22 protein-coding genes are annotated in these 23,988 nt (G+C 51.3%); 16 read left to right on the forward strand and 6 right to left on the reverse strand.

What is annotated here, in order from left to right; all coding sequences use genetic code 11:
* The first annotated feature begins 48 nt into the window (after positions 1–48).
* From NST08_RS13065 to NST08_RS13080, 4 genes are all read left to right on the forward strand, one after another.
* The gene (locus NST08_RS13065; protein WP_007128337.1) at positions 49–1,197 is read left to right on the forward strand and encodes a type III polyketide synthase; all 1,149 of its coding nucleotides are present in this window, start codon (positions 49–51) and stop codon (positions 1,195–1,197) included.
* Entirely contained in the window at positions 1,184–1,897 is a 714-nt protein-coding gene (locus NST08_RS13070; protein ID WP_007128336.1) for a methyltransferase domain-containing protein, read from the forward strand. The genes NST08_RS13065 and NST08_RS13070 overlap by 14 nt, the downstream gene beginning before the upstream one ends.
* An 83-nt stretch (positions 1,898–1,980) precedes the next feature.
* The gene (locus NST08_RS13075) at positions 1,981–3,132 is read left to right on the forward strand and encodes an NAD(P)/FAD-dependent oxidoreductase (RefSeq protein ID WP_007128335.1); all 1,152 of its coding nucleotides are present in this window, start codon (positions 1,981–1,983) and stop codon (positions 3,130–3,132) included.
* Between the two features lie 285 nt (positions 3,133–3,417).
* Positions 3,418–3,963: a DinB family protein gene (locus NST08_RS13080; protein WP_007128334.1), complete on the forward strand. Its 546-nt coding sequence runs from the start codon at positions 3,418–3,420 to the stop codon at positions 3,961–3,963.
* A gap of 75 nt (positions 3,964–4,038) precedes the next feature.
* On the opposite strand, the gene NST08_RS13085 is transcribed toward NST08_RS13080, so the two are convergent.
* The 3 genes from NST08_RS13085 to NST08_RS13095 form a co-directional block, all read right to left on the reverse strand.
* Complete coding sequence (locus NST08_RS13085) at positions 4,039–4,695, reverse strand: YitT family protein (protein WP_007128333.1); 657 nt, start codon at positions 4,693–4,695, stop codon at positions 4,039–4,041.
* 219 nt (positions 4,696–4,914) lie between these two features.
* Positions 4,915–5,781, reverse strand: coding sequence for a phosphosulfolactate synthase (locus tag NST08_RS13090; protein WP_007128332.1), 867 nt, complete (start codon positions 5,779–5,781; stop codon positions 4,915–4,917).
* Between the two features lie 110 nt (positions 5,782–5,891).
* The gene (locus NST08_RS13095; protein ID WP_007128331.1) at positions 5,892–7,199 is read right to left on the reverse strand and encodes an MFS transporter; all 1,308 of its coding nucleotides are present in this window, start codon (positions 7,197–7,199) and stop codon (positions 5,892–5,894) included.
* 308 nt (positions 7,200–7,507) lie between these two features.
* Here NST08_RS13095 and NST08_RS13100 point away from each other — a divergent pair, with 308 nt between their 5' ends.
* The 9 genes from NST08_RS13100 (at position 7,508) to NST08_RS13140 (ending at position 18,676) form a co-directional block, all read left to right on the forward strand.
* On the forward strand, positions 7,508–8,221 hold the full coding sequence (locus tag NST08_RS13100) for a 2-phosphosulfolactate phosphatase (RefSeq protein WP_028404584.1): 714 nt from the start codon (positions 7,508–7,510) through the stop codon (positions 8,219–8,221).
* Positions 8,222–8,418: 197 nt separating this feature from the next.
* Positions 8,419–9,081, forward strand: coding sequence for a TetR/AcrR family transcriptional regulator (locus NST08_RS13105; protein ID WP_341341834.1), 663 nt, complete (start codon positions 8,419–8,421; stop codon positions 9,079–9,081).
* A 77-nt stretch (positions 9,082–9,158) separates the two neighbouring features.
* Positions 9,159–9,527 carry a DUF4180 domain-containing protein gene (locus tag NST08_RS13110; protein WP_028404586.1) on the forward strand — a complete coding sequence of 123 codons (369 nt, stop codon included), beginning with the start codon at positions 9,159–9,161 and terminating at the stop codon, positions 9,525–9,527.
* A 16-nt stretch (positions 9,528–9,543) separates the two neighbouring features.
* A complete protein-coding gene (locus NST08_RS13115) occupies positions 9,544–10,224 on the forward strand; it encodes a formylglycine-generating enzyme family protein (protein WP_028404587.1) in 681 nt (226 codons plus the stop codon).
* Between the two features lie 239 nt (positions 10,225–10,463).
* Positions 10,464–11,225 carry an SDR family oxidoreductase gene (locus tag NST08_RS13120; protein WP_028404588.1) on the forward strand — a complete coding sequence of 254 codons (762 nt, stop codon included), beginning with the start codon at positions 10,464–10,466 and terminating at the stop codon, positions 11,223–11,225.
* A 415-nt stretch (positions 11,226–11,640) separates the two neighbouring features.
* Positions 11,641–12,210, forward strand: coding sequence for a TetR/AcrR family transcriptional regulator (locus tag NST08_RS13125; RefSeq protein ID WP_028404589.1), 570 nt, complete (start codon positions 11,641–11,643; stop codon positions 12,208–12,210).
* 139 nt (positions 12,211–12,349) lie between these two features.
* Positions 12,350–14,527 carry a heavy metal translocating P-type ATPase gene (locus NST08_RS13130; RefSeq protein WP_028404590.1) on the forward strand — a complete coding sequence of 726 codons (2,178 nt, stop codon included), beginning with the start codon at positions 12,350–12,352 and terminating at the stop codon, positions 14,525–14,527.
* A gap of 405 nt (positions 14,528–14,932) precedes the next feature.
* On the forward strand, positions 14,933–18,112 hold the full coding sequence (locus NST08_RS13135) for a bifunctional cytochrome P450/NADPH--P450 reductase (protein ID WP_251535135.1): 3,180 nt from the start codon (positions 14,933–14,935) through the stop codon (positions 18,110–18,112).
* 201 nt (positions 18,113–18,313) lie between these two features.
* Positions 18,314–18,676: a winged helix-turn-helix transcriptional regulator gene (locus tag NST08_RS13140; RefSeq protein ID WP_007128322.1), complete on the forward strand. Its 363-nt coding sequence runs from the start codon at positions 18,314–18,316 to the stop codon at positions 18,674–18,676.
* An 80-nt stretch (positions 18,677–18,756) separates the two neighbouring features.
* On the opposite strand, the gene NST08_RS13145 is transcribed toward NST08_RS13140, so the two are convergent.
* Entirely contained in the window at positions 18,757–19,320 is a 564-nt protein-coding gene (locus NST08_RS13145) for an NAD(P)H-dependent oxidoreductase (protein WP_144878415.1), read from the reverse strand.
* Positions 19,321–19,600: 280 nt separating this feature from the next.
* On the opposite strand from NST08_RS13145, the gene NST08_RS13150 reads away from it, so the two are divergent.
* Entirely contained in the window at positions 19,601–20,416 is an 816-nt protein-coding gene (locus tag NST08_RS13150) for a ZIP family metal transporter (protein WP_007128320.1), read from the forward strand.
* A 106-nt stretch (positions 20,417–20,522) separates the two neighbouring features.
* On the forward strand, positions 20,523–21,158 hold the full coding sequence (locus tag NST08_RS13155) for a hypothetical protein (RefSeq protein ID WP_028404592.1): 636 nt from the start codon (positions 20,523–20,525) through the stop codon (positions 21,156–21,158).
* A 151-nt stretch (positions 21,159–21,309) separates the two neighbouring features.
* On the opposite strand, the gene NST08_RS13160 is transcribed toward NST08_RS13155, so the two are convergent.
* Positions 21,310–22,215, reverse strand: a complete 906-nt coding sequence (locus NST08_RS13160; RefSeq protein ID WP_341035036.1) for an IS3 family transposase — start codon at positions 22,213–22,215, stop codon at positions 21,310–21,312.
* Complete coding sequence (locus NST08_RS13165; protein WP_007127449.1) at positions 22,212–22,643, reverse strand: HTH domain-containing protein; 432 nt, start codon at positions 22,641–22,643, stop codon at positions 22,212–22,214. Before NST08_RS13165 ends, NST08_RS13160 begins: the two co-directional genes overlap by 4 nt.
* A gap of 330 nt (positions 22,644–22,973) precedes the next feature.
* Between NST08_RS13165 and NST08_RS13170 the strand changes: the two genes are divergently transcribed.
* Positions 22,974–23,882, forward strand: coding sequence for a DUF4097 family beta strand repeat-containing protein (locus tag NST08_RS13170; RefSeq protein WP_251535133.1), 909 nt, complete (start codon positions 22,974–22,976; stop codon positions 23,880–23,882).
* Positions 23,883–23,988 lie beyond the last annotated feature (106 nt).

Genomic DNA, 23,988 nt, shown 5'->3' on the forward strand with positions numbered 1-23,988 from the left:
TAGGGTATACCATGAATACATTCCAAGTTTGTACAGGAGGTTGGCGAAGTGAGATCATCGACCGATATTGCGATTCTGGGGATGGGGACAGCCCTGCCCGCCCATTCGGTTGCCCAGTCCGATATTGCGGATTTAATAGCCTCATCTTTGCAGGATCGACCGGATTTGGCCCGATTTGCGAAAAGGGTGTTCAAGTCATGCGGCGTAGAGAGACGGTATACCTGTGAACCCAATTACTTGGGGCCGCTTGAGGATTGCCGTTATTTGCCGCTCCGCGAGGAAATGGACGTACCGTCCACGGAGGAGCGAATGCGTACCTATCAGCGAGAGGCGCTTCCGCTTGGATTGGAGGCTGCTGAGCAGGCATTGAACGATGCCGGCATTTCCCGTGAAAAAGTATCACATATGATTACGGTCAGCTGTACGGGGCAATTTCAACCGGGTCTTGATATTATGCTGATTCGGCACTTAGGTCTATCGCCTCGGGTCAATCGGCTGCCATTGATTTTCCAGGGCTGCGCCGCCGGGCTGAAAGCGATTCAGATGGCGCGGGATGTCGTTCAGGGTGACCCGAGTGCCCATGTGCTGATTGTATGCGTGGAGCTATGTACGCTTCATTTTCAGCCGGTGAAGGAGAGGGAGGCGTTGTTTGCCGCTTCGTTCTTCGGGGACGGAGCGTCCGCCTGCGTCATCGGCTGCCCGGAGGCTTGGCATCAGCATGTTCTGAAGCTGGGCTACGGCTACTCGGTACTTCTCCCGGACTCAACGGAGGACATGACATGGGAGGTTGGGGATATTGGCTTCGATCTTTATTTATCTCCCCGAATTCCTAAGCTGCTGGCTGCTCATCTCGAGGAAGAGCTTCGACTCCTGCTCCATGAAGACCAGCTCCCTGAGCTGTGGGCGATCCATCCTGGAGGAAGAGGCATCGTCGATGCGGTACAGGATGTGATGCGTCTAAGCGATGAACAGACACACTACAGCAGAGAGGTTTTAAGGACGGCAGGCAATTTGTCTTCCGTCACCATTATGTTCGTGCTGAACGCCATGCGCATGGATATGAAAAACCGGAATGAAGCCTCTACAGAAGGGATTGCCATGGCATTCGGACCCGGACTGACGGCAGAGCTTATGCGCTTTAGCTACGTTCCAGCATATTCTTCATCCTTAAGTGAGCAGGACCATGTCCTTCTTTAGACCATTGTCCATGCGGGCGCAGGAAGAAGAGCTGATGGATGACTTTTCCCGGGGCGGCGAAGAATTAAGCGAGGCACTCAAGCATTTAAGGCGGCTGAACAAACTGTTTGCTGCGCCGGGACCCACGCTGACCGGGGTGGATCAATTATGGAAGCGCATCGGAAGTCCAGGCAAGCTCAGCATTCTGGATGTAGGGGCAGGCTCAGGCGATATTAACCGGAAGCTGATCCGATGGTCCGAACGAAAGGGGATCCAGTTGACGATTACCCTGGTTGATCTGACGGAGGAAGCATGCGAGGAGGCCAGACGGTTATTCAGCAGGGAACCAAGGGTACGGGTACAGCGTGCGGACGTGAAGGAGCTCCCCGAAGCCACGGCTGATATTGTGACAGGCTCTCAGTTCGTTCATCATTTTGACGGCGAGCAGCTGATCGATATCGTATCCCACATGCTGCGGGCCTCCGTCCACGGAGTCGTGATCAATGATATCCATCGGCATCGGCTGTCCTATGCAGCGGTTTGGTTGGCAACGCGTCTCATTTCCCGCAACCGGTACATTAGGCATGATGGACCGTTGTCAGTGGCCAAGGGCTTTAACGGAAGCGATTGGGAGCAGCTGAAACGGCAATTGGCACACGAGACGATGACTTACGAATGGAGGCCTCTGTTCCGATATTCCGTTGTCATCCCCAAGATATGAGGTGCCAAGCGACTCACGGTAGCAGATCGTAAATCCATCGGTCCAAAATTGTCCCCAAGCATGATGAAAGGTGGTGTGTATCCATGACGGTAGAAACGGACGTCATCGTGATCGGAGCTGGAGTCTCGGGCACCAGCTGTGCGCTGCAGCTCGCCAGGCAGGGCCGCCGCACCCTCCTGCTGGACCGTCAGCATTTCCCGCGTCATAAAACTTGCGGCGAGTTCTTGTCGCCCGAAACGAAGGAGATGCTTGAGTACTTAGGCATCCGGCACGATAAGCTGGCGATCGGAACGAGTATCATGGATCACGCCATGATTATTATGCCTCACGGCGGCGAGATCACAGCTCCGTTACCTGGGCAGGCATACGGCTTTAGCCGTTATGAGCTGGACCGGCTCTTGCAGCAGCATGCCATGCGCGCTGGAGCGGATATTGTCACGGGAACGACCGTGACCCATATTCGGCTGCTGGACGACCAGCGGTACGAAGTAGACGCCAAGCAAGGGGACGAACGCGTTCGGTATGTGGCCAGGGCTGTTATTGGCGCGCACGGGACCAAAAAGCCGCGCGGCGCGGCTTCCGCCGGTGATGAACGGGATGATCCCGTATACGTTGGTTTAAAGTCCCATTATCATGGCGTGACGCTGCATCCTCGGGTTGAGCTGTATTTTTGCGAGGGTGGTTATGTCGGAATATCGCCGATTGAGAGCGGAAGGGTTAATGTAGCTGCGTTGTTGACCTTGAAATCGGTGCAGGGAAGCGGGAAATCGGTGCCGGAAATTCTCCGGTCTGCTTCGCGCTCGAACAAAAGGCTAGCCGATCGGATGGCTGAAGGGGAGCCTGTTCCTGGAACTCAGGTATCGATCGCCCCGCTTCGTTTATCCGACCTGCCCGAGCCATGGTCGCAATACCCGCACATCGGTGATGCCATGATGATGCTTCCGCCGCTTTGCGGGGACGGGATGTCCGTTGCGCTGCGCTCCTCACGCCTATGCGCGGACTGGACCGGCAAGTATTTAGACGGAGACATTCCTTTCGATGAATGGAAATATCAATATTCGCTCGAAGCCAACGCTGCGTTTACGCAGCTCCTTCGAAGAGCGAGGAGAATTCAGAGCCTGGCATTTGCCAGAACCAATCGCTTCTATCCCGCCATCGCCCGAATGATTCCTGGACTGGCGACTTATTTGGTCAAAGCGACCCGGCTGTCCGAAACGGGGATCGGCACAAGGTAAAGCCGCTATCATGCGGCTTTTTTTGATTAGCATTTTTTATCATCTAGTCATCCATTCTTCGTTGAGTTTGAGTTCTCCGTAGTTTTGTCGTCCGAGCGTCGACGCAGAGTATCGTGCAGCAGTCATCATTACATTTTATAAAATTATTGAGGCGGATTGCACGACAATCCATTGGACTTTCGTTTAGACCTTCCATTGACATTTAATCAGACGATAACTTAATATGTTTGTAAATATATAGACAGATTAAATTAATGTTTACAATAAAGAGAGGAGGTGACTCGTATGGCTGATGCCCCTCCGTCAAATCCAAACTGCCTGATTCGCAGCACGCTTGATTTCCAGTTCCAAATGGCTTGGCAGCTGCTCGACCTGCATCTAACCGGGCTGGAAGACGAGGAGTTTCATTGGCGACCCGCCTCGAAAGGGCTTCATGTGCATCAAGAATCCGGAATATGGCGGGCGGAATGGCCGGAATCGGAGAATTACGATATCGGACCACCAAGCATAGCTTGGCTGACTTGGCATATTGCGTACTGGTGGTCGATGGTACTGAACCATTCGTTTGGCAGCGGAACTCTGGCCCGGGAAGATATCTTTTCGAGCGGCGGCATACAAGAGACCCGGGATAGGATCAATCAATTGAGAAGCGAATGGAACCGTGAAGTGTCGGCGCTCACGGATGAAGAGTTCCTGTCTTCGGAACGAACGCGGTGGCCGTTTGCGGGGAGACCCTTTCATGAACTGGCGGCATGGCTGAACGTGGAGCTGATGAAAAATGCGGCCGAGATCGGCTATTGCCGCTTCCTGCATGCTGTTAGCGGTAGATAATCGTATCGGCTGATAAGCGCGACTCCATTGCTTGGATCGGCATTTGAAGCCACTCGTCTTCGTTTCAAGCACGTATTATTTTTTACGCCATGCGGGTGCATAGGTTGTCTTCGGGGCGGGAAACTGGTGGATCCAGTTAATGATCCGGGTGGACATCCATTGGCATCCCACGGCTAGTATTATGATTTTCCAATCAATCACATAGGCGGTCAGGGCAAAAATGATGCCGTTCATCCAGAACAACGATGTTCCGGGGTTGATGCCCTTGTATTTATAAATTGCCAGGGCCACAAAACCGATTCCTCCGTTCGAGACCCGCTGCCTGATCAGCATGGCGACGCCGGTTCCGAGAATCACCGAACCGAAGAGAAGATCAATCCATACATTCTTGAACGGCGGATCTACAAACACCTCGAAGAAATTGACGGATACGGAAGTGACTGTTATGACATATACGGTCCCGAAAGCGCTGATGCTGCCTAGATATTGGACGGTGAATACTAGAAAAATCGTATTGGCAAGCCAAAGCCCGAAGCTCATCGGGAGGCCGAATGCATGGTTAAGCAGCACCGCGATCCCCGCGCCTCCTCCGGACGGAATGGCGTGAGGGAACAAGAATACGGCCATGGCGAAGCCCTGTATGATAGCTCCGGCCGTAATGAGAAGAAACCTTATCGCTATTCGACGAGAAAACAAGAGTCTCCAACGATCGGGAAAGAACGGAATGCTCACACTGAAATCTCCTTCATTGGTTGAAGTGACAAGCCTATCCTGATATTGTAGTGTATGCTTGTCACTTGAAGGGGATGCCGGGTTATCGTTAAAAAGCTCATGCCGCTCTAAGCCCCTGTTTGGAATTACCATCATGTCAATCGAACGTATAATAAATGGGCAGTCCGGAATCCTACCCGGGCTGCCCTTATTCGTAACCGCCGTTATTTCGGCTATGTGTTAAATGACATAACAAAACTTATCCGCTTCCTGCGCCCTCAACCCAAATTCAAACGTATCCTGACGAAGCCCGCGGCGCATCGTTTCAAGCGCAAGAACCTCGGAAGGCGGAATATTCCCTAAATGTACATTGGAGCCGAATTTACGCAAAAGCATGGCTTGCTGGTGTTTAAGAGGCGCTTCCCAAATCAGCTTTCTCGTATCCGGAACGAATTTAATGATATCATCGATCAATTCTTCCCGACATTCGCCTTGCTTATCGAAAATGCCGACGCCCATTCCCGTCTCGCGAGCTTCGATCGTGATAAACTCGGCGCCTGCGGACAAATCCGTTTCCATCGTTTTGGCAAGCATTGCTGCGTCTATGAGGGAGCCGGACAGCTTTTTGCCATACTCCGTAAAAACGCGGAATCCCCGTTGTTTGCCTTCCCGGATCAGAGCCGTTCGTTGTTTGCGGGACAGCTCGATGGTACCGTCGGATACTTCGACCGCATTGAATCCGAGGCTGCAAATGGAATTGAAGAATGCAGGGACAATATCCTGCTGCACGGCCGTCTCGAGCAGGGTACCGCCCGGCATAACCATGATCCCATGCTGTTTGGCCAAGCCGATTTTATACAGCAGCATATCCATTTTATACAACGGAGCCGTGCCAAAACCGAATTTGATGCAATCGATATAATCCGAAGAGGTTTCGATCAGATCCGTAAACGCATGACGGCCAAGACCCTTATCAATGACCATCGTTATCCCGCGGCCTGTGCCCCCATAGGCGTCGCGGTCTTTTCTTCCCATGGCGGGATTGCTGCGCTGCCCGCTCGGGTCACTTAACTCCGTGGGCCAAACTGCACGCAGGGAATTGTTCATGTTAAAATCTCCCCAATTCATTTTTGATTTGTCGATATTCCAACTGACACTGGTATCATATGCGCAACCCTAAAGGCAGGTGCCCATCTTTAACCATATTGGAATGCCGATCAGGCAATCTTGCGAGGGGGCCGAATCAAAAAGAACACAAGACCTAATGTCACCAAAGAAAGGGAAGAAACGGTGATAAACACCACATGATCGGATTTGTCCATCATCCACCCGAATAAGGGAGGACCCGCTGCAACGCCCAAAAACCGCAAGCTGTTATACAGCGATGTGATCATCCCCCGTTCGCTCTTTTCGACCGCGCCGGTAATGATTGTGTTCAAGCAGGGGAGAAGCATTCCGGTTCCAATGCTGCTGACCGTCAGCAATGCAATGAATACATAGATGTTCTTCAAAAAGAACAGGGTAGCGGCTAATGAAACCGTCATGGCGATTAAACCGATGTTCATTAACCAGCGCATCAGCAGCCCTTTTTTCTTGATCAGGCTCCCGGTTGTATAGGAAGTGATAACCATCCCCAGCAGCGGGATGGCCAGAATCAACCCCTTCATCACGCCATCGATATTGTAGGGCTTCTCCTCAAGGATGTTGGAGAGATAAAACAGCACGCCGAACAAAATAAACAGCCCCAGCGATCCGGCAAAAAACGCAGTGATGAGCCAGCGGCCTTTCTCCTTGAAGATATCCTTGATCTTACCCAGATATTTCTTGAGCTCCTGCTTTTGGTTACGCTTCGGCTCTTTAATCAAGAAAATCACAGCCAGCAGCGATAAAGCGCAAAAAACGGGAAAAGCGAAAAAGGAGGCATACCAAACAATCAGCATCAGCAGAGAGCCTATAATAGGGCTAAGCACTTTGCCCGAGCCGTTGGATGCTTCGATAAGACCCAGCGCTTTACTCTCGGTCCCGCCATCGTATAAATCGCCGACGAGCGCCATCGCGATCGGTGCCGTTCCCGCCGCTGCGAACCCTTGAATCGCCCTGGCGGAAATAATGACCGCATAAGAATTCCATATCGCGCCGAAACCCGCGAGGATACCGGCTCCTCCGTACAGGATCAAGGCGGGAATGATGATGACCTTGCGGCCGAACCGATCCGACAGATACCCGATCAACGGAATAAACAGGCCTGCCGCCAGCGAGAAAATGGTGATGATCAAGCTGCTCTGGAATTTGCTGATGCCAAGCTCCCTTTGCATTTCGGGAAGTCCCGGGACCAGCATGGAATTGCCGAATACCAGCACGATCGGAATGGTCGCCAGCGCGATGAATTCCCAGACTTGTCCCTTAGAACCGCCTGCAGATTTGGCTTTGGCCTTTGAATCTTCGTCCGTTGTCTCCGGAGAGTCCTCCAGGTCGATATCGCTTTGGAAGCTGATGTTCAGTTTTCGTTTTTTTGTCTTTTCCATGATGTGGCTCCTCGATGTGGAGATTTAACAGAACATAAGGGTACCCTTTCAGGTTGTGCAGTAAATGTACATATCATCCTAATTATGACCACATTCGGATTATATATTCCGCGGCTGATTCCGAGTTCAAGGCTGCGAGAAGGTGCGGCTGGATCACCTCCTTTCTATGGAGTACCTCGCTTCCGTAGCGAAGCGGTACAAATACGGTCAGCGTAATTAGAGCTTGCGATTAGACAAATCACCTCTTATGCCGGCGAAAATATACTGTTTATTAAACTGCCTAATTCGCAGGGTAAGGGGGATGCAACATGAAAATTCGAATGCTCCAAGGACATAACCAGCCACCCAAGGCTGCTCATATCAATGTTGTCATTGACGTGATCCGCGCGTTTACCGTGGCTCACCATGCATTTCTGAGAGGGGCTCAAGGCATCATTCCAGCAGCGACAGTCGATGAAGCTTTGGAACTAAAGCGCTTAAACCCTGATTTCATATTGGCTGGTGAAATTAAGGGGCTTTTAATCCCGGGATTTGAACTGGATAACTCGCCTGCTCGTTTGCAGGAGTTCGATCTCCAAGGGAAGCTTCTGATCCAGAAGACAACCAACGGAGTGACTGCTGCTTTAAATGCGTTGAATGCCGAGCATGTATTGGTTACTGGATTTTCGAATGCCAGGACTACCGCTGAAATTATTAAGGATCGATGGTTGCGGGATGAAGAGACGACTATTAACATCATTGCCTCCCATCCCTCGGGGGATGATGACCTGGCATGCGCCGAATATATCGCCGATCTCCTCCAACGGTCAGACTGCGTAACGCCGGAAGCGACCATCCAGCGGATTCGAGCTTCGGAAGCAGCCAAGAAGTTTTACGACAACGGGCAGCCTGAGTTTTTGGAGGAGGATCTATCGCTATGCACCCAGGAGGTTCCGTCCGATTTCGTGATGAAAGTGAACATTCGAAATGGGATGCCGTTGATTGAAAAGGTGATGGCGGGTTCCATCCATGCACATGTATGATGAAGGTTCCTAATAGCGGGGAAGTCGTTATACCAGCAAGATCCGAGCGGTTAAATTCCGGGGAAGCCGTCTTTTTTAGGGGGTTCTAATACTCAGCGTTTCGGAGTTTGCGCGGCTGAATTTGACGTGCAGGCAATATTTGGATATAATTTTTTTATTCTGACCGTGCAGTATAAAAAAACAGGAGAGATATGGATATGCCAAAGATCGGAATGGAACCGAAACGCCGGGCGGATCTCATCAATGCGACGTTAACCTGCATCAGCAGGCATGGAATCGACGGCATGACCCTGGATAAGGTAGCTGAGCATGCAGACTGCTCAAAGGGGGTTGTCACGTATTATTTTAAGAACAAAGAGCATTTGACCATCGAAGCCTTCAAGGCATTCCTTGCCTATTACGGGCTTAAGATTGAATCGGACATCAAAAGCTCCATGACGGCGATGGAGATGATGGAGGTGACAATGAAGCATCTATTGCCTCCCTACCGTGATGATGAGGCACCGAGCATTAACGTATCGCAGCTGGATGGAATTGAAAGGATGCATATTCCTCATATCGATCAAGCCAGGCTGTTTGTTCAATTTTTCTCGAAGGCCGCATTGGACCCGAAATTTCAGGAGGTTGTAGCCGAGAGCTACAGCAGGGATTTCCATGGGATCGCCAAAATCATTGATTTCGGCAATCAGACGGGAGAAATGTCCGTTAAGGATACCTACAACGCGGCTTACGGATTGCTGGCGATGGTGATCGGTTTAAGCTTCTTCAGGGTAGCGGACGTACCGCTGATCCATGGGGGAGATAACCGGACGATTGGCGAGGATTATGTACGATCATTTACCGGCCGCAAGGGGGGATAGCAGTTGCAACGCATGCACTTCTCGCATATATAACCATGCGTGCTTGGAAGACCACCATACACTTGGGAGGATGTAAAATGAAGATAACGAAACTCGAGGCAGGCGGCAGGGACATTGCCCTCGTTACTGGCAGCGGTATATTAATTAGTGACGTTCAGTCCGCATTGGATCTGATGGCAACCGTACAATATGAGACGGGCAGCGATCGGATCGTCATACATAAATCATTGATCAGCGAGCGTTTTTTCGATTTAAGCACACGTTTAGCCGGCGATATCCTGCAAAAGTTCATCAATTATAGAGCGAAGCTTGCCATTGTTGGGGATTTCACCATCTATTCAAGCCGAAGCCTTCGCGATTTCATATACGAAAGCAATAATGGCAGTGATTTTTTCTTTATGCCGACTGAACAACAGGCGATAGAGAAGCTGAGCTCCATTAAGTAGAATGGGGGTTGCAAGGATGACGCAGCTTCATCATCACGATGAACATTACCCGATGGTAACGATTCCCGCGGGCCAAGTGAAGCTAAGGGACGACCGGATCAACAAGACGTGGACGGTGGAGCTGGATCCATTTTGCCTTTCACCTGTACCGGTTACGGAAGAATTTTATTCTATGATCATGCAAACGAGAGAGCGAAGATTCAAGGGCTCCAAGATCCCTGTCGCTAATATTTCTTGGTATGATGCTATACATTTTTGTAATGCGTTGTCTCGGCAATTCGGCTTGAAGGAATGCTACTCCGTAACCGATGGTGGTGAACAGATTCATGTTGATCGTGAAGCGAACGGCTACCGTCTTCCCACTGAGGCGGAATGGCAATATGCATGCCTTGCTGGAACGACTGGCTACAGATACGGTGAACTCGATGATATCGCTTGGTATCACGGCAACTCGGAGGGCAGGGCTCATGCTGTCGGTGTAAAGGAGCCGAATGCTTGGGGGCTGTTCGATATGATCGGCAATGTGTGGGAGTGGTGCTGGGATCAATATGATCCCCTCGTATACGGCTCTTATCGGTTATTTCGGGGAGGGAGCTGGGCCGAAGAGGCCAGGGGATGCGGCGCGAGTTGCCGCCGTCGCAGTCATCCTGCTTTTAAAATAGACGATCTGGGCTTCCGCGTTGCAAGGTCGATATGAGGCTGGATAAGCCATGATAACTTTTACCTAAGGAAATTCACATAACTTTTATAATAACGGAGCTGCCGGGATGATCGGCAGCTCCGTTTACGTTAAAACGGAGATTATCTAAGCAAAAGACTGCGGATTCGCTAGGATGACTCGTTCCGTAGTCCACAAATCTCTGGTTTGACAAAGACGTGCAAGCTTTTCTATAATTTAAATGAACAACTGTTCAATAAATATGCGGAGGGATCGTTATGCGGTTGAAGGATAAAGTGGCTGTCGTTACAGGTGCAGCATCGGGAATGGGTAAAGCAATTGCTGAGCTGTATGCACAAGAAGGGGCGAAGGTGATTGTCTCCGATTTAAATAAAGAAGGCGCGGAAGCGGTTGCAGCCGGGATCAAGGCTGCCGGCGGAGAAGCCATCGCAATAAGAACGAATGTTGCAAATTTGGAGGACATCAATGCCATGATCGATACCGCCGTTCAACAGTATGGAACCCTGGATATCCTTGTGAATAATGCCGGGATCATGGATAATATGGCGCCGGTAGGCGAAGTGGATGATGAGAAATGGGATCTGATTTTCGATATCAACACGAAAGGCGTCATGCGTGCGATCCGCAAGGCGATTCCAATTTTCCTTGAAAAGGGCAAAGGCGTGATCGTAAACACGGCTTCGACGGGCGGATTCAGCGGTGCGCATGCCGGAGCAGCCTACACCGCTTCGAAGCACGCGGTGATCGGCATTACGAAGAACACCGGATTCATGTATGCGCAGAAGGGAATCCGCTGTAACGCCATTGCGCCCGGGGCAACGATCACCAATATTGGTTCGACGATGAAAAATCTGGACGAGTTCGGTGCTTCCCGCACGAAAGTAACCCAAGGCGTCATTCCGCGTGCCGGTCAACCGGAAGAAATCGCTCAAGTCGCTTTATTCCTGGCATCCGATGAATCCAGCTTTATTAACGGTGCCGTCATCACCGCGGACGGAGGCTGGACAGCCGGCTTCTAATAGATTGAGCGTAATTATAATAACCTGATATCGATCAGAACACGGAAGAGCTTCCCGTTGTAGATTGTTCTACTGCGGGACGCTCTTTTTTTCTTGTGCTGGTGGTTACGATCTTGCAGAGGAGTTTTCATCCCCCGTCCCTTGCCAGCAGCGATTGGGGAAAACGTACGGAACGGGAAGCGGCTACCGCGTGTCTCTCTCGGCGCGCGTTGTAATGATGACTGCTGCACGATGACCAGCGTCGACGCTCGGACGGCAAAGCCATAGGATAGATGGAAAGACGTTTAGTGTACTTTTTGCAGCGATCGGTATATAATTCTTGTCATTATTCAGTTATTGAACAAATTGTCGGATTAACGTTCATTAACAATACGAGGAGTATACATCTGTGTATGCGTGGAGAGGTGAACAGGCCATGAACGAAAATGATTTAAGGGTCATCAAGACCAAGAAAGCACTGCATCAAGCGTTATTGCGTTTATTACGAACGAACACGTTGGAATCGATCTCAGTGTCCGCGCTTTGCCGTGAAGCGGGCGTCAATCGGGGCACCTTCTATTTGCATTATAAAGACGTAGGGACTTTATTTGACGAGCATCTCCATCATTTGCTTAAAGATTTGGAGGAATCCTATTATGAGCCCTACCGTCATGTAGCTATGCTGGACCCTAGCCATCTTGATCCTTCAACGATCCGCATCTTTCACCATGTGAAGAAATACCAGCCGTTTTATGAAATTGTGTTTGATAAAAAATCTTCGTTGTCTTATTACTACTCGTTGTTTGAGAAAATCAAAGGCTTAATGCTGGAAAGCACATCCGCACCAAATGAGGACTCCATCGACATCCCGCTGGTCATCGCGTATCAGGCCAATGCCATTATGGGCTTGCTGATTCAATGGCATGAGGACGGCTTCACCCGCAGCCCGGAATATATGAACGAGCAGCTCACGAATTTCCTGAAAATGAAGAATAGGCAACATTAGAAGCAGGCCGCGGGACAGCTGGGCTCTGTTCATCTCACATATCCGGTTTCCATCCTGGCCATTCTGATTATTCGGGCAGCCACATAGAATGTATGGACAAGCGAATTCAGAAGTGAGCAAAGGATGGGGAGGAAGCATTGTGAAGCTGGATCAAATCCATGTCAGCGGGATGACTTGCGCGGCTTGCGCAGCGCGGATCGAAAAAGTCCTTCGCAAGATGGACGGCGTACAGTCAGCCCGCGTCAGCCTCGCCTTGTCACGGGCGACGATTCATTATGAACCGAAGCGGGTCGGCATGAACACCATCCTGGAAAGAATCGAAAAGCTTGGCTATGGTGCGTCCGACAAGCTGTCGAATCCGCATACAGGAATCGAAGCGGAATCAGGAGCGTACCGCATCCGCTTCATCATCGCGGCCTGCTTGTCGCTCCCGCTCTTATGGGCGATGGTGGCCCATATCGCCGATTTGCCGATGGGGTGGACGCCGGCTCTGCTGATGGACCCAGTAATTCAGTGGGTGCTAGCCACCCTGCTTCAGTTCGGTGTAGGATATCCATTCTATTATGGCGCCTACCAGGCGATGATCCACCGTACGGCCAATATGGATACCCTTGTGGCGTTAAGCACCTCCGTAGCGTACTTTTACAGTCACTATACGCTGTTCCAATCAAGGCACGACTTGACGCATACGATGCTATATTTTGATACGATCGCAATGGTTATGACTACAGTTCTGCTGGGAAAATGGCTCGAAACGGTAGCGAAAGGCAGAGCGTTAAGGCAGCTGAGCGCGCTGTACGAGCTTCAGGTTAAATCGGTGAGGGTAATTCGCGGTCATGGCGAAGAATGGCTCACCACGGATCAGGTGCAGACCGGGGACCGGATCCGCGTGAATAAGGGGGAATGGATTTCCGTTGACGGCTTCGTGCATTCGGGAACGGCGGATGCCGATGAATCCATGCTGACAGGTGAAAGCGCAGCAGTGGCCAAAAAGGCGGGCGACCGGGTTTATGCCGGAACGCGCTGCCTCATCGGAAGCTTGAACATTGTCGTCGACAAGCAGCATGAGGAGACCCGCTTATCGCAGATGATTGGCCTTATCGAGTCTGCGCAGCAGGGCAAGCCGGAAATTCAACGCGTTGTTGATCGAATTGCTGCCATTTTCGTTCCTATGATGATCGCATTTGCTGCCCTCACCTATGCGGGATGGCAGATATTGTCCCATGGCCATGATGCTTCCGAAACCGCCATGCGTCACGCGCTGTCCGTATTACTGATCGCATGTCCTTGTGCGCTTGGTCTGGCTACGCCGGTATCCATCCTGATTGCCACCGGGTCCTCCGCCCGAAGAGGTATTCTGTTTAAGGAAGGCAGCTCTCTGGAAAGGCTTCGGCAGACCGATGTCATATTGATGGATAAGACAGGCACGTTGACGGAAGGATGGCCCCAGCTCAAGGAGATTCACGCATACCGCGGCTGCGGCGCATACGTGCTTTCCAGGGCGGCAGCGCTGGCCGTTCGATCCGCTCACCCGTTAGCGCAAGCCATCGTAAGAGCCGCGCGGGACAGAGGGACTCTTCTACCGGAAGTCCAGCAGTTCCATGAATGGGCAGGGAAAGGGATGGAAGGCCATGTAGAAGGAAGCCGCGTCCGTGTGGGAAACCGGAAATGGCTGCTGGAGCAAGGAATCCATCCGGATCGCCATGAAGATCTGCCGGGTCATACAAGACTATATATTGCCTTGAACGGGGAGTGCGTCGGTTCGTTTGTATTGAATGATAAGCTGCGCCAAGATGCCCGGAAGGTCGTACAGGTATTGAAGAAAAAAGCGGATGTGTGGATGGTCACAGGCGATGAAGAGCCCGCTGCAGCAGCGGTGGCTGCAGCGGCGGGGATCCATCAGGTTCGTGCGGAAATGCTTCCCGAAGACAAGCTGGCGTTTATCCAAGAGCTGCAGGGACGCGGCCGGAAGGTAGCCATGATCGGAGACGGCATCAACGATGCGGCCGCCTTAGCTGCGGCAGATGTCGGGTTAGCGATGGGGGGCGGGACGGATGCAGCCAAACAGGCCGGTGATGTGGTTTTGATCGGGAACAGGCTCTCCAGCATCATCGGGGCCTACACTTGGAGTCGACTAACCATGCGGAATGTGCACCAAAATTTGCTGTTTGCCCTGCTGTATAATGCGATTACCGTACCTTTGGCTGCGCTGGGATATTTGGACCCTCGCATCGCATGCATCGGGATGGCGGCGAGCTCGCTCCTTGTAGTCGGGAATGCGCTTAGATTGCAGCATCAAGCCGAAAAGACCGAGTAATATCAACGAAAGCATGCTTCCCTGCACAAAGAGCGTCTGGGGTTTAGTTGCCGCTAGTTCAGCGGTTGTTATCCCATCTGGAGGCGTATCCGAAAAAACGCCGATTAGTCCTTAAGATTCAATCAGGGAGTGGTTCCTGGTTGAAAAGTAGCACTGCGAGACCCGGCTAGGGCTGGATAATTATGGACCTCCGGCTGATATGCGAGACCATCATATCATGATAGGGTATAGGCTAGGATAAGACAGCCATGCTATAGGGATACTGCGAAGCTGCTGTCACATCCTCCTTTTTTACCGCGAATTGACCGTATTACGATTTCGGTCAGTTCGTACCGGACCAGGGTGGAACCCGCCGGGAGAAGGGCGAATAACAGATGGAAATTCGGAAGATGGAGGGAAACGAAGATGCTAACAAAAGGGATACCTCAACCTAAAACTTACGGACCGCTTGGCAATTTGCCCCTGCTGGATTCGTCCGCACCGGTTCAGTCGCTAGTGAAAATCGCTTCGGAGCTCGGCCCGATCTTTCAGTTTCAGTATCCGGGCGGTCGCAGGGAACTGTACGTCTCCGGCCATGAATATGTAAGAGATGCTTGTGACGAGAAGCGCTTCGACAAGCGGATATGGGCACCGCTGCAGAATGTACGTGCCTTTGCGGGCGATGGATTGTTCACAAGCGCAACGCATGAACCCAATTGGAAGAAGGCCCATAACATCCTGCTTTCGAGCTTCAGTCAGCGCGCGATGCAGGGCTACCATACGAAAATGCTCGATATTGCCATGCAGTTGATCCAGAAATGGGCCCGTCTCAATCCGGATGAAACGGTGGACGTTCCTGCCGACATGACGCGGCTCACGCTGGATACGATCGGCCTGTGCGGCTTCAATTACCGGTTTAACAGCTTCTACCGGGAAGACAATCATCCGTTTATCGATAGCATGGTGCGTGCGCTTGATGAGGGAATGAACCAGCTTCACCGGCTGGGCATCCAAGACATGTTCATGTTGAAAAAGAAGCGCCAGTTTCAAGACGATATTCAGTTCATGTTCTCTCTTGTGGATGAGCTTATTCGAGAACGCCAGAAGCATGGCGGAGATGAAGGGGACCTGCTGGCCCATATGCTGGAAGGGGTAGATCCTGATACCGGCGAGCGGCTGGATCAAGAGAACATCCGCTACCAGATGATCACGTTTCTGATCGCCGGGCATGAGACGACAAGCGGCTTGCTTTCGTTTGCTATTTACTTTTTGATGAAAAACCCGGATAAGTTGCAAAAGGCGGTCAGCGAAGTGGACCGGGTGCTTAAAGATCCCGTACCGTCCTACAACCAGGTGAGGGAGCTCAAATACGTCCGCATGGTTCTAAACGAGTCGCTGCGTTTGTGGCCGACCGCGCCCGCCTTCTCGTTGTATGCCAAGGAAGATACAACGATCGGCGGCACCTATTCGGTCAAGCAGGGGGACAGCGTGACGGTCCTCATACCGGGACTGCACAGAGACTCCCGCGTCTGGGGAGACGACGTGGAAGCGTTCAGACCGGAGCGCTTCGAAGATCCGAGCAAGGTGCCGCATGATGCGTACAAACCGTTCGGCAACGGACAGCGCGCCTGCATCGGGCAGCAATTTGCGCTGCAGGAGGCAACCTTGGTGCTTGGTTTGGTTCTCAAATATTTTGAACTTATCGATGATCAGTCTTACGAGCTGAATGTGAAGGAGACGCTTACGCTGAAGCCGGAAGGGTTCCATATTAAAATCCGGAACCGTCAAGACGGAACGGCCCTAATGATTCCGGGAGGAGGCGCAGCCGCTTCTACCGAATCGGAGAAGCGGCAATCCGCAAGTCCTGAACCTGTAACTCATGCACATTATACGCCGCTTCTCGCTTTGTACGGATCCAATTTGGGCACGGCCGAGGGAATTGCCAGAGAAGTGGCCGATGCTGCGAAGCATTTAGGATTCGACAGCCAGGTAGGCACGCTGGATGACTTCGCTGGAAGGCTTCCGAAGGAAGGGGCGGTCGTGATTGTATCGGCATCTTACAACGGGCAGCCGCCTTCGAATGCCAAGAGTTTCGTGGAATGGCTGGAGAATGCGGATGAGTCCGAACTCCAGGGTGTGCGGTATGCGGTATTCGGCTGCGGGGATCACAATTGGGCAAGCACGTACCAGCGCATCCCCCGTTTGATCGACGAGCAGCTGGCTATCAAAGGGGCACAGCGATTGCTGCCGCGAGGCGAGAGTGATGCAAGCGGTGATTTTGAACGTGAAGTCGATGCATGGACTGCGGAGCTATGGCCGGATCTGATGCAGGCCCTCGGCCTGCCAGTGATAGCCGTCAATGAGACGAAGCGCAGCTCTTTGTCCGTCCAGTTCGTACCGGGTGCTGCCGCCGTACCGCTGGCCAATACCTACCATGCTGCGTGCGGGCGCATTGTTCACAGCCGGAATCTGCAGCATGAAGACAGCGGACGCATAACACAGCATATCGAAATCTCCCTGCCGGAGGGAACTGAATACCATGAAGGAGACCATCTTGGCGTTCTTCCGGTTAACCCGGCGACGCTGGTTCAGAGAGTCCTCCGAAGATTTAAATTGGACGCGGGGGCGCATCTTATTTTATCGGCTGAAGGAAGAAGCGGCGCCCATTTGCCGACCGGCGTCCCGGTTCGCCTGGACGATCTGCTCTCCCGCAGCGTAGAGCTGCAGGAACCCGCCACGCGTGCGCAAATTCGGGAAATGGCCGAATGTACGGTTTGCCCGCCCCATGCCAAAGAGCTTCTGGAACTGCTTGAGGATCCGACATATCAGGATGAAGTGAGAGCCAAACGGATCAGTATGCTGGATCTTCTGGAGCGGTATGAAGCCTGTGAGCTTCCGTTTGAACGGTTCCTAGAGCTGCTGCCGCCGCTGAAGCCGAGATACTATTCAATATCCAGCTCGCCGCGAGTCAGCCGGAATACGGCCAGCATCACGGTCAGCGTCGTGCGGGACAGCGCCTGGAGCGGCCGCGGCGAATACCGGGGAATTGCATCCAATTATTTGGCGGAATTAGAGGTAGGCGCAGAGGTGTTGATCTTTATACGTTCCCCGGAATCCGGCTTCGAGCTCCCGGAAGACCCGGCAACGCCAATGATTATGATCGGGCCGGGAACCGGCGTTGCTCCGTTCCGGGGATTCATCCAAGCAAGGCAAGCGCTTCGGGATGCCGGGCAGGAGCTGGGTGCTGCGCATCTGTACTTCGGCTGTCGGAATCCGGAGCATGATTACCTTTACCGCGACGAGCTGGAGCAGGCGGAGAGAGCAGGGCTGGTCACCTTGCATTCAGCCTTCTCCAGGGTAGACGGTGTGGAGAAATGCTATGTCCAGCATTTGATGAAGCAGGACGGATCCTTATTGCTGTCACTGCTGGAGGCGGGAGCGAAAATGTACATCTGCGGGGACGGTTCAAGAATGGCGCCGGATGTGGAACAGACGCTGATCCGTTCATACCGGGATCAGCATGGCGTGAGCGAAGAAGAAGCTGCCGTCTGGTTATCCGGGCTGGAATCGTCCGGTCGATATGTAAAAGATGTGTGGGCTGGATGATCCATATGTCAGCATGGACCCGTCCTTGTAAAGCATGACTTAACGATATCCAGGCAGCCATGAGCGAGAATTCGTTCGGACTTGCTGCCTGGATTTTTTGTTGAAACAAGATGAAGCTTTCCCCATTATCGGCTTGTATTTATGATAAGATTTATCATACAAGAAATATTAGGCAAGCAGACTAGAAGGAGAGTGACCCTAGTGCGTGAAACCTGTGTTCCTACCGGCGTAAACCCCCGAGACACCGGCTTTGGGTATACGCTGTCCTTGATCGGCGGTAAATACAAGATGATCATTTTGTATTGGCTGGCCGAAAATAAGGTTATGCGGCATAATGAGCTGAAGCGAAGCATCGGTTCGATATCCTTTAAAACGCTGAGCATAATGTTAAAGGAGCTGGAAGAGGATGGCCTGATCGTTCGCACGGAATATCCGCAAGTTCCGCCAAAGGTGGAATATACGCTATCTGAACGGGGGCATTCCCTCATTCCCGTGCTGTATATGATGTGCGAGTGGGGCGAGAACCATATGCCCACGCCCGAATCTGTACCGCAAGAGGCCTGACATGAGGCCGGACTCAAAAAAAGAAGTATTCCCCAATTCAAGGAATACTTCTTTTTTAATCCTTCACACCGGTACCCCGATTACAGGCTATCGACGAACTTCACATAATCGCGGGCGCTTGCTTCCAATGCGCTTTGAGCAGGGTCCGGCTCCATACCGGGCACGTTCCCGCCGGGTTCATTTTCTTGACCATAAAACGCATAGAATGAACGGTAATCCGCATCGCAGTATCGGAATGTCGTCTCAAACGGAGTCAGCAGCTGATCAAGCGTATAGCGATACCTTCCTTCTTTTGTATAGTCTTCTTTTCTAATGCCGGCGGATACCGCCAGGGCAACCTTACGCTTCTTTAATTTATCTCCGCCTTTGGAACCATATGCCCACCCGTAGGTGAAGACGTCATCAAGCCATTTTTTGAGAAGCGGCGGGCAATTAAACCAATAGATAGGAAACTGCAGGACAAGATTGCCGTGCGTTTCGATTAGCTGCTGTTCTTGTTCCACATCAATGATGCCGTCCGGATAAACCTTATGCAATTCATGAATCGTGTATTTTTCCGGGTATTTCCGGAGTTCATCGACCCATCGCTTATTTACGACCGACGTTTCCAGATTAGGGTGTGTTGCGATGACTAGCGTTTTCAAAGCGTTGTCCTCCTTGCAAGATGAATTGTCTTGAGTATAAAGCGATAGCCGAAATTATGTAAGTATGCACTTTTAGTTCAGGTACTTACCAAAAGGTAAGTGTTAATGATACGGAATATTTGATATATAATTTTGATGGGCTGTATGGGGAGTAACCCTCTTGGGTACATATTCTCTAGATGTCTCTAACAAAAGTCGGCATATGCATGCTAGGATTTGATGGGGAAACCCTAACTTTATCATTAGCATAATCACTTACATAAAAAGGAGCTCATCCATAATGGTAGATGTATTTATGAACTTGAATCCCATTCTACAAGCACTGCTCGCTACCTTGTTTACATGGGGAATGACCGCATTAGGGGCGACGCTCGTTTTTGTGACCAAAACCTTGAACCAGCGCTTGTTGGACAGCATGCTGGGGTTTGCCGGCGGCGTGATGATTGCGGCCAGCTACTGGTCTTTATTGGCTCCGGCCATCGAAATGTCGGAAGGCAATCCGATCGGGAACTGGTTTCCGGCAGCCTTCGGATTTTTATTGGGAGGGGTATTCATCTGGGGGATCGATAAGATTTTGCCGCATCTTCATCCCAATGCCCCTATCGGAGGAGCAGAAGGTTACAACCCCAAAATGAGAAAACGAAGCACGCTGCTGGTCCTTGCAATCACCCTTCATAACATTCCGGAGGGGCTGGCGGTTGGGATCGCATTTGGCGCGTTAGCCAACGGGGGGACGGAAGCGTCTCTTGTCGGCGCTATGACTTTGGCGCTTGGGATCGGCATTCAAAACTTCCCGGAGGGCGTTGCGGTATCCATGCCGCTGCGCGGTGACGGAATGTCGCGGAGAAAGAGCTTTTTCTATGGGCAGTTCTCCGGCATGGTTGAACCGATCGCTGCGGTCATCGGCGCAGTGGCCGTATCCGTTATTGAGCCGATGCTGCCGTATGCGTTAAGCTTTGCAGCCGGAGCGATGATCTTTGTCGTAGCCGAAGAGGTTATTCCTAGCTCTCAGGAAAAGGGCAACCGAGACTTGGCCTCGATGAGCCTAATGTTCGGTTTCGTTTTGATGATGATTCTGGATGTTGCATTGGGATAATGCTGAAATTTGTCAATTTCCAATATACGGATTAGCAAATATCGGATAAAATAGGAAAGGATCGGACCTGGTTTAGGCATGACGAATATTTCTATGGGAGGAAACGATGGAGACAGAGAAGAAAAATGTATTGGATGAAGTAACAAAATCAATGAAGCAGGTGGACGGCTATTTGATCCTGAATCTGCTGAAAAATCCGCTGAACAGCATTCATTTGACGGAAAAACATTTCATCTACGGAATCCTGGGGCTTGCCAGCTCATTGGTAGGATTTCTACTATGGACGCTGCTTACGGGAAAGCGGATAGCATCGCTTTTTTTCGCCATGTTTGGCTTTGGAGGGGGAGGCTTATTTAGTGAACTTCCATCCTCCGTGTATGGTGAAGTATTCGGTAGAATGCTGTTGCTCGGACTGCTCTCGACCGTTGCGCTGCTGGCGGCTGTATGGCTGATCGGCTGGTGGAGAAGCGGGAAGCAGCCTGAGCTAAAGCTGTTTATTACGCGTGTCGGAGCGGCGCATTACATTGGGGCTGTCGGTTTTGTTGTAGCAGGCATTCTGTCCTTCAGCTTTAATATTTCCTTTTTATTGCTGCTCATTACGCTGTTGTCTCTGCTTGCATTAACGCTGCATGCCGCCATGGAAGCGAGCGGAGTCGTGAAGGAGCGCACCGCCGGTTATTTGATTCTATCCGTGTCAGCCTACGTCTTGCTGATGAGCATTCTAACGAAATTGATCCTGTAATTGTTTTGAGGAACTAGCATCTACATAAAGTAAAACTTCAGTAAATGCTGTACATAATGAAGCGATTCTTAGATCGAAGAAGGAACTGTCCCCGGTAAAGATTTGAACTGTGACCCGATTTGTGGACAGTTTGAAATAAACCGCCTAGAGCTTAGCTAGCAAGCAGATGACCTCTGAATTCATCGGGGGTCATCTTTTTTAATGTCCACTGGTATCGTTCTGAGTTGTAGTAGCTTATGTACTCCTTCACTCGCACCCTCACTTCATCAATAGTTTGGCAATCGCTAAAATCAACGTCGTCTTTCAAGTGACCGAAGAATGATTCCATCGGGGCGTTGTCCCAGCAATTGCCTTTGCGCGACATCGACTGCTTAAATCCTGCCTTAGCAATGAGAAGACGGGTTTTAGGATGCGTGTAGTGCATCCCTTGGTCGGAGTGCAGAATCGCTTCTGGATGAATGTTTCCATCTAATCGCTCTAAAAGACGCTGTAGCGTCCGCTCGACAATTGGAAGCTCGAGTGTTGCTGCCACGCTGTCGGCAAGGATCTGCCTGGTCGCCCCGTCCTTCACGCAGGAAAGGTATGCCCAGTGTCCGCTTCCATAGCGCAAATAAGTGATGTCAGTGAGAAACACTTTCTCAGGTTCGCCTTGGTCAAACTTTCGCTCCAGCAGGTTCGGACACGTCTTGTGCTCTTGAGTTGCCTTAGCCATCTTGCGGTAGGGGTTCGCCTGACGGATTACGGCTACCAAGCCTGCCTTTTTCATAAGCCGGCGAATCTTCTTGTGGTTCATGACAACGCCGCTTATCTGTTCCAGCCGCATCTTAATCACAAGCGCACCTGCTTTGCCGCGGAGCGCGTCAAAGTGCTGCTTGATGAGAAGGATGTCCTGCTCGTCGGCGGCAGCACGAAGTTGACGATCTTCTTCCGTCCCCAGCCACCTGTAATAGCCGCTTGGACTTACTTCCACGAGCTCGCATAGATAGCGTGTCATTCGTTTCAGGCCATATGCCCGAATGGTGCGATTTATGATCTCATAGCGCTCGGAGGGCGTCAGCGTTTCTTCTTCTGCCGATCGAGCGCTTCGAGCTTTTTTAGCATGTCCACTTGAGCTTCAAGCAGTTTGATCTGGGCCTTAGCCCGTTTCAATTCTTCTTCGGCTGACAACTGACCAGTTGGCTTGCGCCCTGTACTGCCCTTACCGCGCCGCTCTGTAGCCAAACCTTCCTCACCGTACAGTTCGAAGGTTTCACGCCACCGTTTTAAGCTGTCCTTGGGCTTCTTATGACCAATAACGTCCAGGTCGAAGCCGGCACGAATAAAGATTTCTGAAGGTGTCTGCCCCTGCTTGTAGGCTTTCAGCGCCTCCAGCTTGAATGCAGGTGTGTATGTAATGGCCGCCTCGGTCACATGGTGTACGTTTGGATTCTCCTCCAGCTTCCTCATTTGCTCCTCGGTAAAGAGCACCCGTTTCAACTTCCCCATTCTCGTATCACTCCTCGTCACATACCTTGATTAAAACACAAATGACCCACAAGAAGTCACTTTTTTCAAAGTGTCCATCTTATGGGTCACAGTTCAATTTTCTGCTGGGGGTCGGTTCTTTTTTTTCGTAATCTTACGAATTCCCAAAGGTAATCCGTGCTCCTATTCGGCATACCCCCAGGAGGTTTGCGGTACTAGACTTAAGTCGGGGTTTCAATCATTCGCGGGACTAATGTTCATGTTGATTATGCGTGCTATACTGAACAGGAATCGGAAACCTGGAAAGATAGAGAGAATTTGGAATGACGGAAGGAATGAAGGTAAACGAAAATGAAGAGACGTACTGGTGTGTGGATCGTGGTGGCGGGCGTGTTGCTGTTGATTTTTACGTGGAATCCCATGAATATCTTCTCAAATGTTAACTTTGGCTTCTCCTTCTCTACGAAGGAAATTCACGAGGAACAGGCGGTCAGCCCGGAAGAAATCGAGAAGTTGGATATTCGAACAGGAAGCGGCGATATTGAGGTCGTCCAGGGAAGCTCGGATGAGATCATGATCAGGCTGGATGGGAAAGTGAGCAAGCAGATTGCGGACCAAGTCAAATTGAAGGTGGAGTCGAAGGGCGAAACGCTGAGCGTGGGGATCGACGCACCGGATCATATCGGCATCGGCGTACGGATTATGGATACGGATTTAACGGTGGAACTGCCTGAGAAAATGTGGGCAGGAGCCGACATTGAAGCAGGCAGCGGTGATATAGAGATTGCGGGATTGCAGGGAGAGGATATCTCCATCAAAGTGGGCAGCGGTGATATTCATATCGAGGATATTGATGCGGTCACAATTGGCTTGAAGTCAGGCTCCGGCGATATATCGGCTGAGCGCTATAAGGCTTCCTTGATGAAGTTCGAGGCAGGCAGCGGCAGCGTTGATCTGCAGGACGGAGAAGCCGAATTGCAAGGCGAGGCCAGCTCTGGCAACATTCAACTGGAAGCGGATGAGCTGCTTCAGGATGCCGACCTGCGGGTGGGCAGCGGCAACGTGACCGTTGATTTGGATCAGGAGCCTTCTTCCCTGACCGTTGATTTTAAAGGGGGCTCCGGCACTGGCGAGGTTAGTTGGGACGGATTCCAATACGAGGAGAAAGACAAGGATAAAGGCGTCCTCAGAGGAACGTTCGGAAGCGGCGATGTGCTGCTGAAGGTACGCACGGGCTCTGGTGATTTCACCCTGGAATAATGGGATTTCGTGATCCGTTCATATTAGTAGTAGTCGAGAAGGCATCCCTATGCGGGATGCCTTCTTTATTGTGTTTGTGAACAAATTCGAATGGTTCCCTGTTAAT

The sequence above is a fragment of the Paenibacillus sp. FSL K6-1566 genome, assembly GCF_038050475.1.
Classification (GTDB): Bacteria; Bacillota; Bacilli; order Paenibacillales; family Paenibacillaceae; genus Paenibacillus_AQ; species Paenibacillus_AQ lactis.

Bases quoted from the DNA above. Each gene is read 5' to 3' on its own strand.
- NST08_RS13150 (WP_007128320.1), top strand. From the start codon at position 19,601: ATGGTAGATGTATTTATGAACTTGAATCCCATTCTACAAGCACTGCTC.
- NST08_RS13155 (WP_028404592.1), top strand. From the start codon at position 20,523: ATGGAGACAGAGAAGAAAAATGTATTGGATGAAGTAACAAAATCAATG.
- NST08_RS13120 (WP_028404588.1), top strand. From the start codon at position 10,464: ATGCGGTTGAAGGATAAAGTGGCTGTCGTTACAGGTGCAGCATCGGGA.
- NST08_RS13090 (WP_007128332.1), bottom strand. From the start codon at position 5,781: ATGAACAATTCCCTGCGTGCAGTTTGGCCCACGGAGTTAAGTGACCCG.
- NST08_RS13070 (WP_007128336.1), top strand. From the start codon at position 1,184: ATGTCCTTCTTTAGACCATTGTCCATGCGGGCGCAGGAAGAAGAGCTG.
- NST08_RS13105 (WP_341341834.1), top strand. From the start codon at position 8,419: ATGCCAAAGATCGGAATGGAACCGAAACGCCGGGCGGATCTCATCAAT.
- NST08_RS13095 (WP_007128331.1), bottom strand. From the start codon at position 7,199: ATGGAAAAGACAAAAAAACGAAAACTGAACATCAGCTTCCAAAGCGAT.
- NST08_RS13075 (WP_007128335.1), top strand. From the start codon at position 1,981: ATGACGGTAGAAACGGACGTCATCGTGATCGGAGCTGGAGTCTCGGGC.
- NST08_RS13135 (WP_251535135.1), top strand. From the start codon at position 14,933: ATGCTAACAAAAGGGATACCTCAACCTAAAACTTACGGACCGCTTGGC.
- NST08_RS13110 (WP_028404586.1), top strand. From the start codon at position 9,159: ATGAAGATAACGAAACTCGAGGCAGGCGGCAGGGACATTGCCCTCGTT.
- NST08_RS13080 (WP_007128334.1), top strand. From the start codon at position 3,418: ATGGCTGATGCCCCTCCGTCAAATCCAAACTGCCTGATTCGCAGCACG.
- NST08_RS13170 (WP_251535133.1), top strand. From the start codon at position 22,974: ATGAAGAGACGTACTGGTGTGTGGATCGTGGTGGCGGGCGTGTTGCTG.
- NST08_RS13125 (WP_028404589.1), top strand. From the start codon at position 11,641: ATGAACGAAAATGATTTAAGGGTCATCAAGACCAAGAAAGCACTGCAT.
- NST08_RS13100 (WP_028404584.1), top strand. From the start codon at position 7,508: ATGAAAATTCGAATGCTCCAAGGACATAACCAGCCACCCAAGGCTGCT.
- NST08_RS13165 (WP_007127449.1), bottom strand. From the start codon at position 22,643: ATGGGGAAGTTGAAACGGGTGCTCTTTACCGAGGAGCAAATGAGGAAG.
- NST08_RS13115 (WP_028404587.1), top strand. From the start codon at position 9,544: ATGACGCAGCTTCATCATCACGATGAACATTACCCGATGGTAACGATT.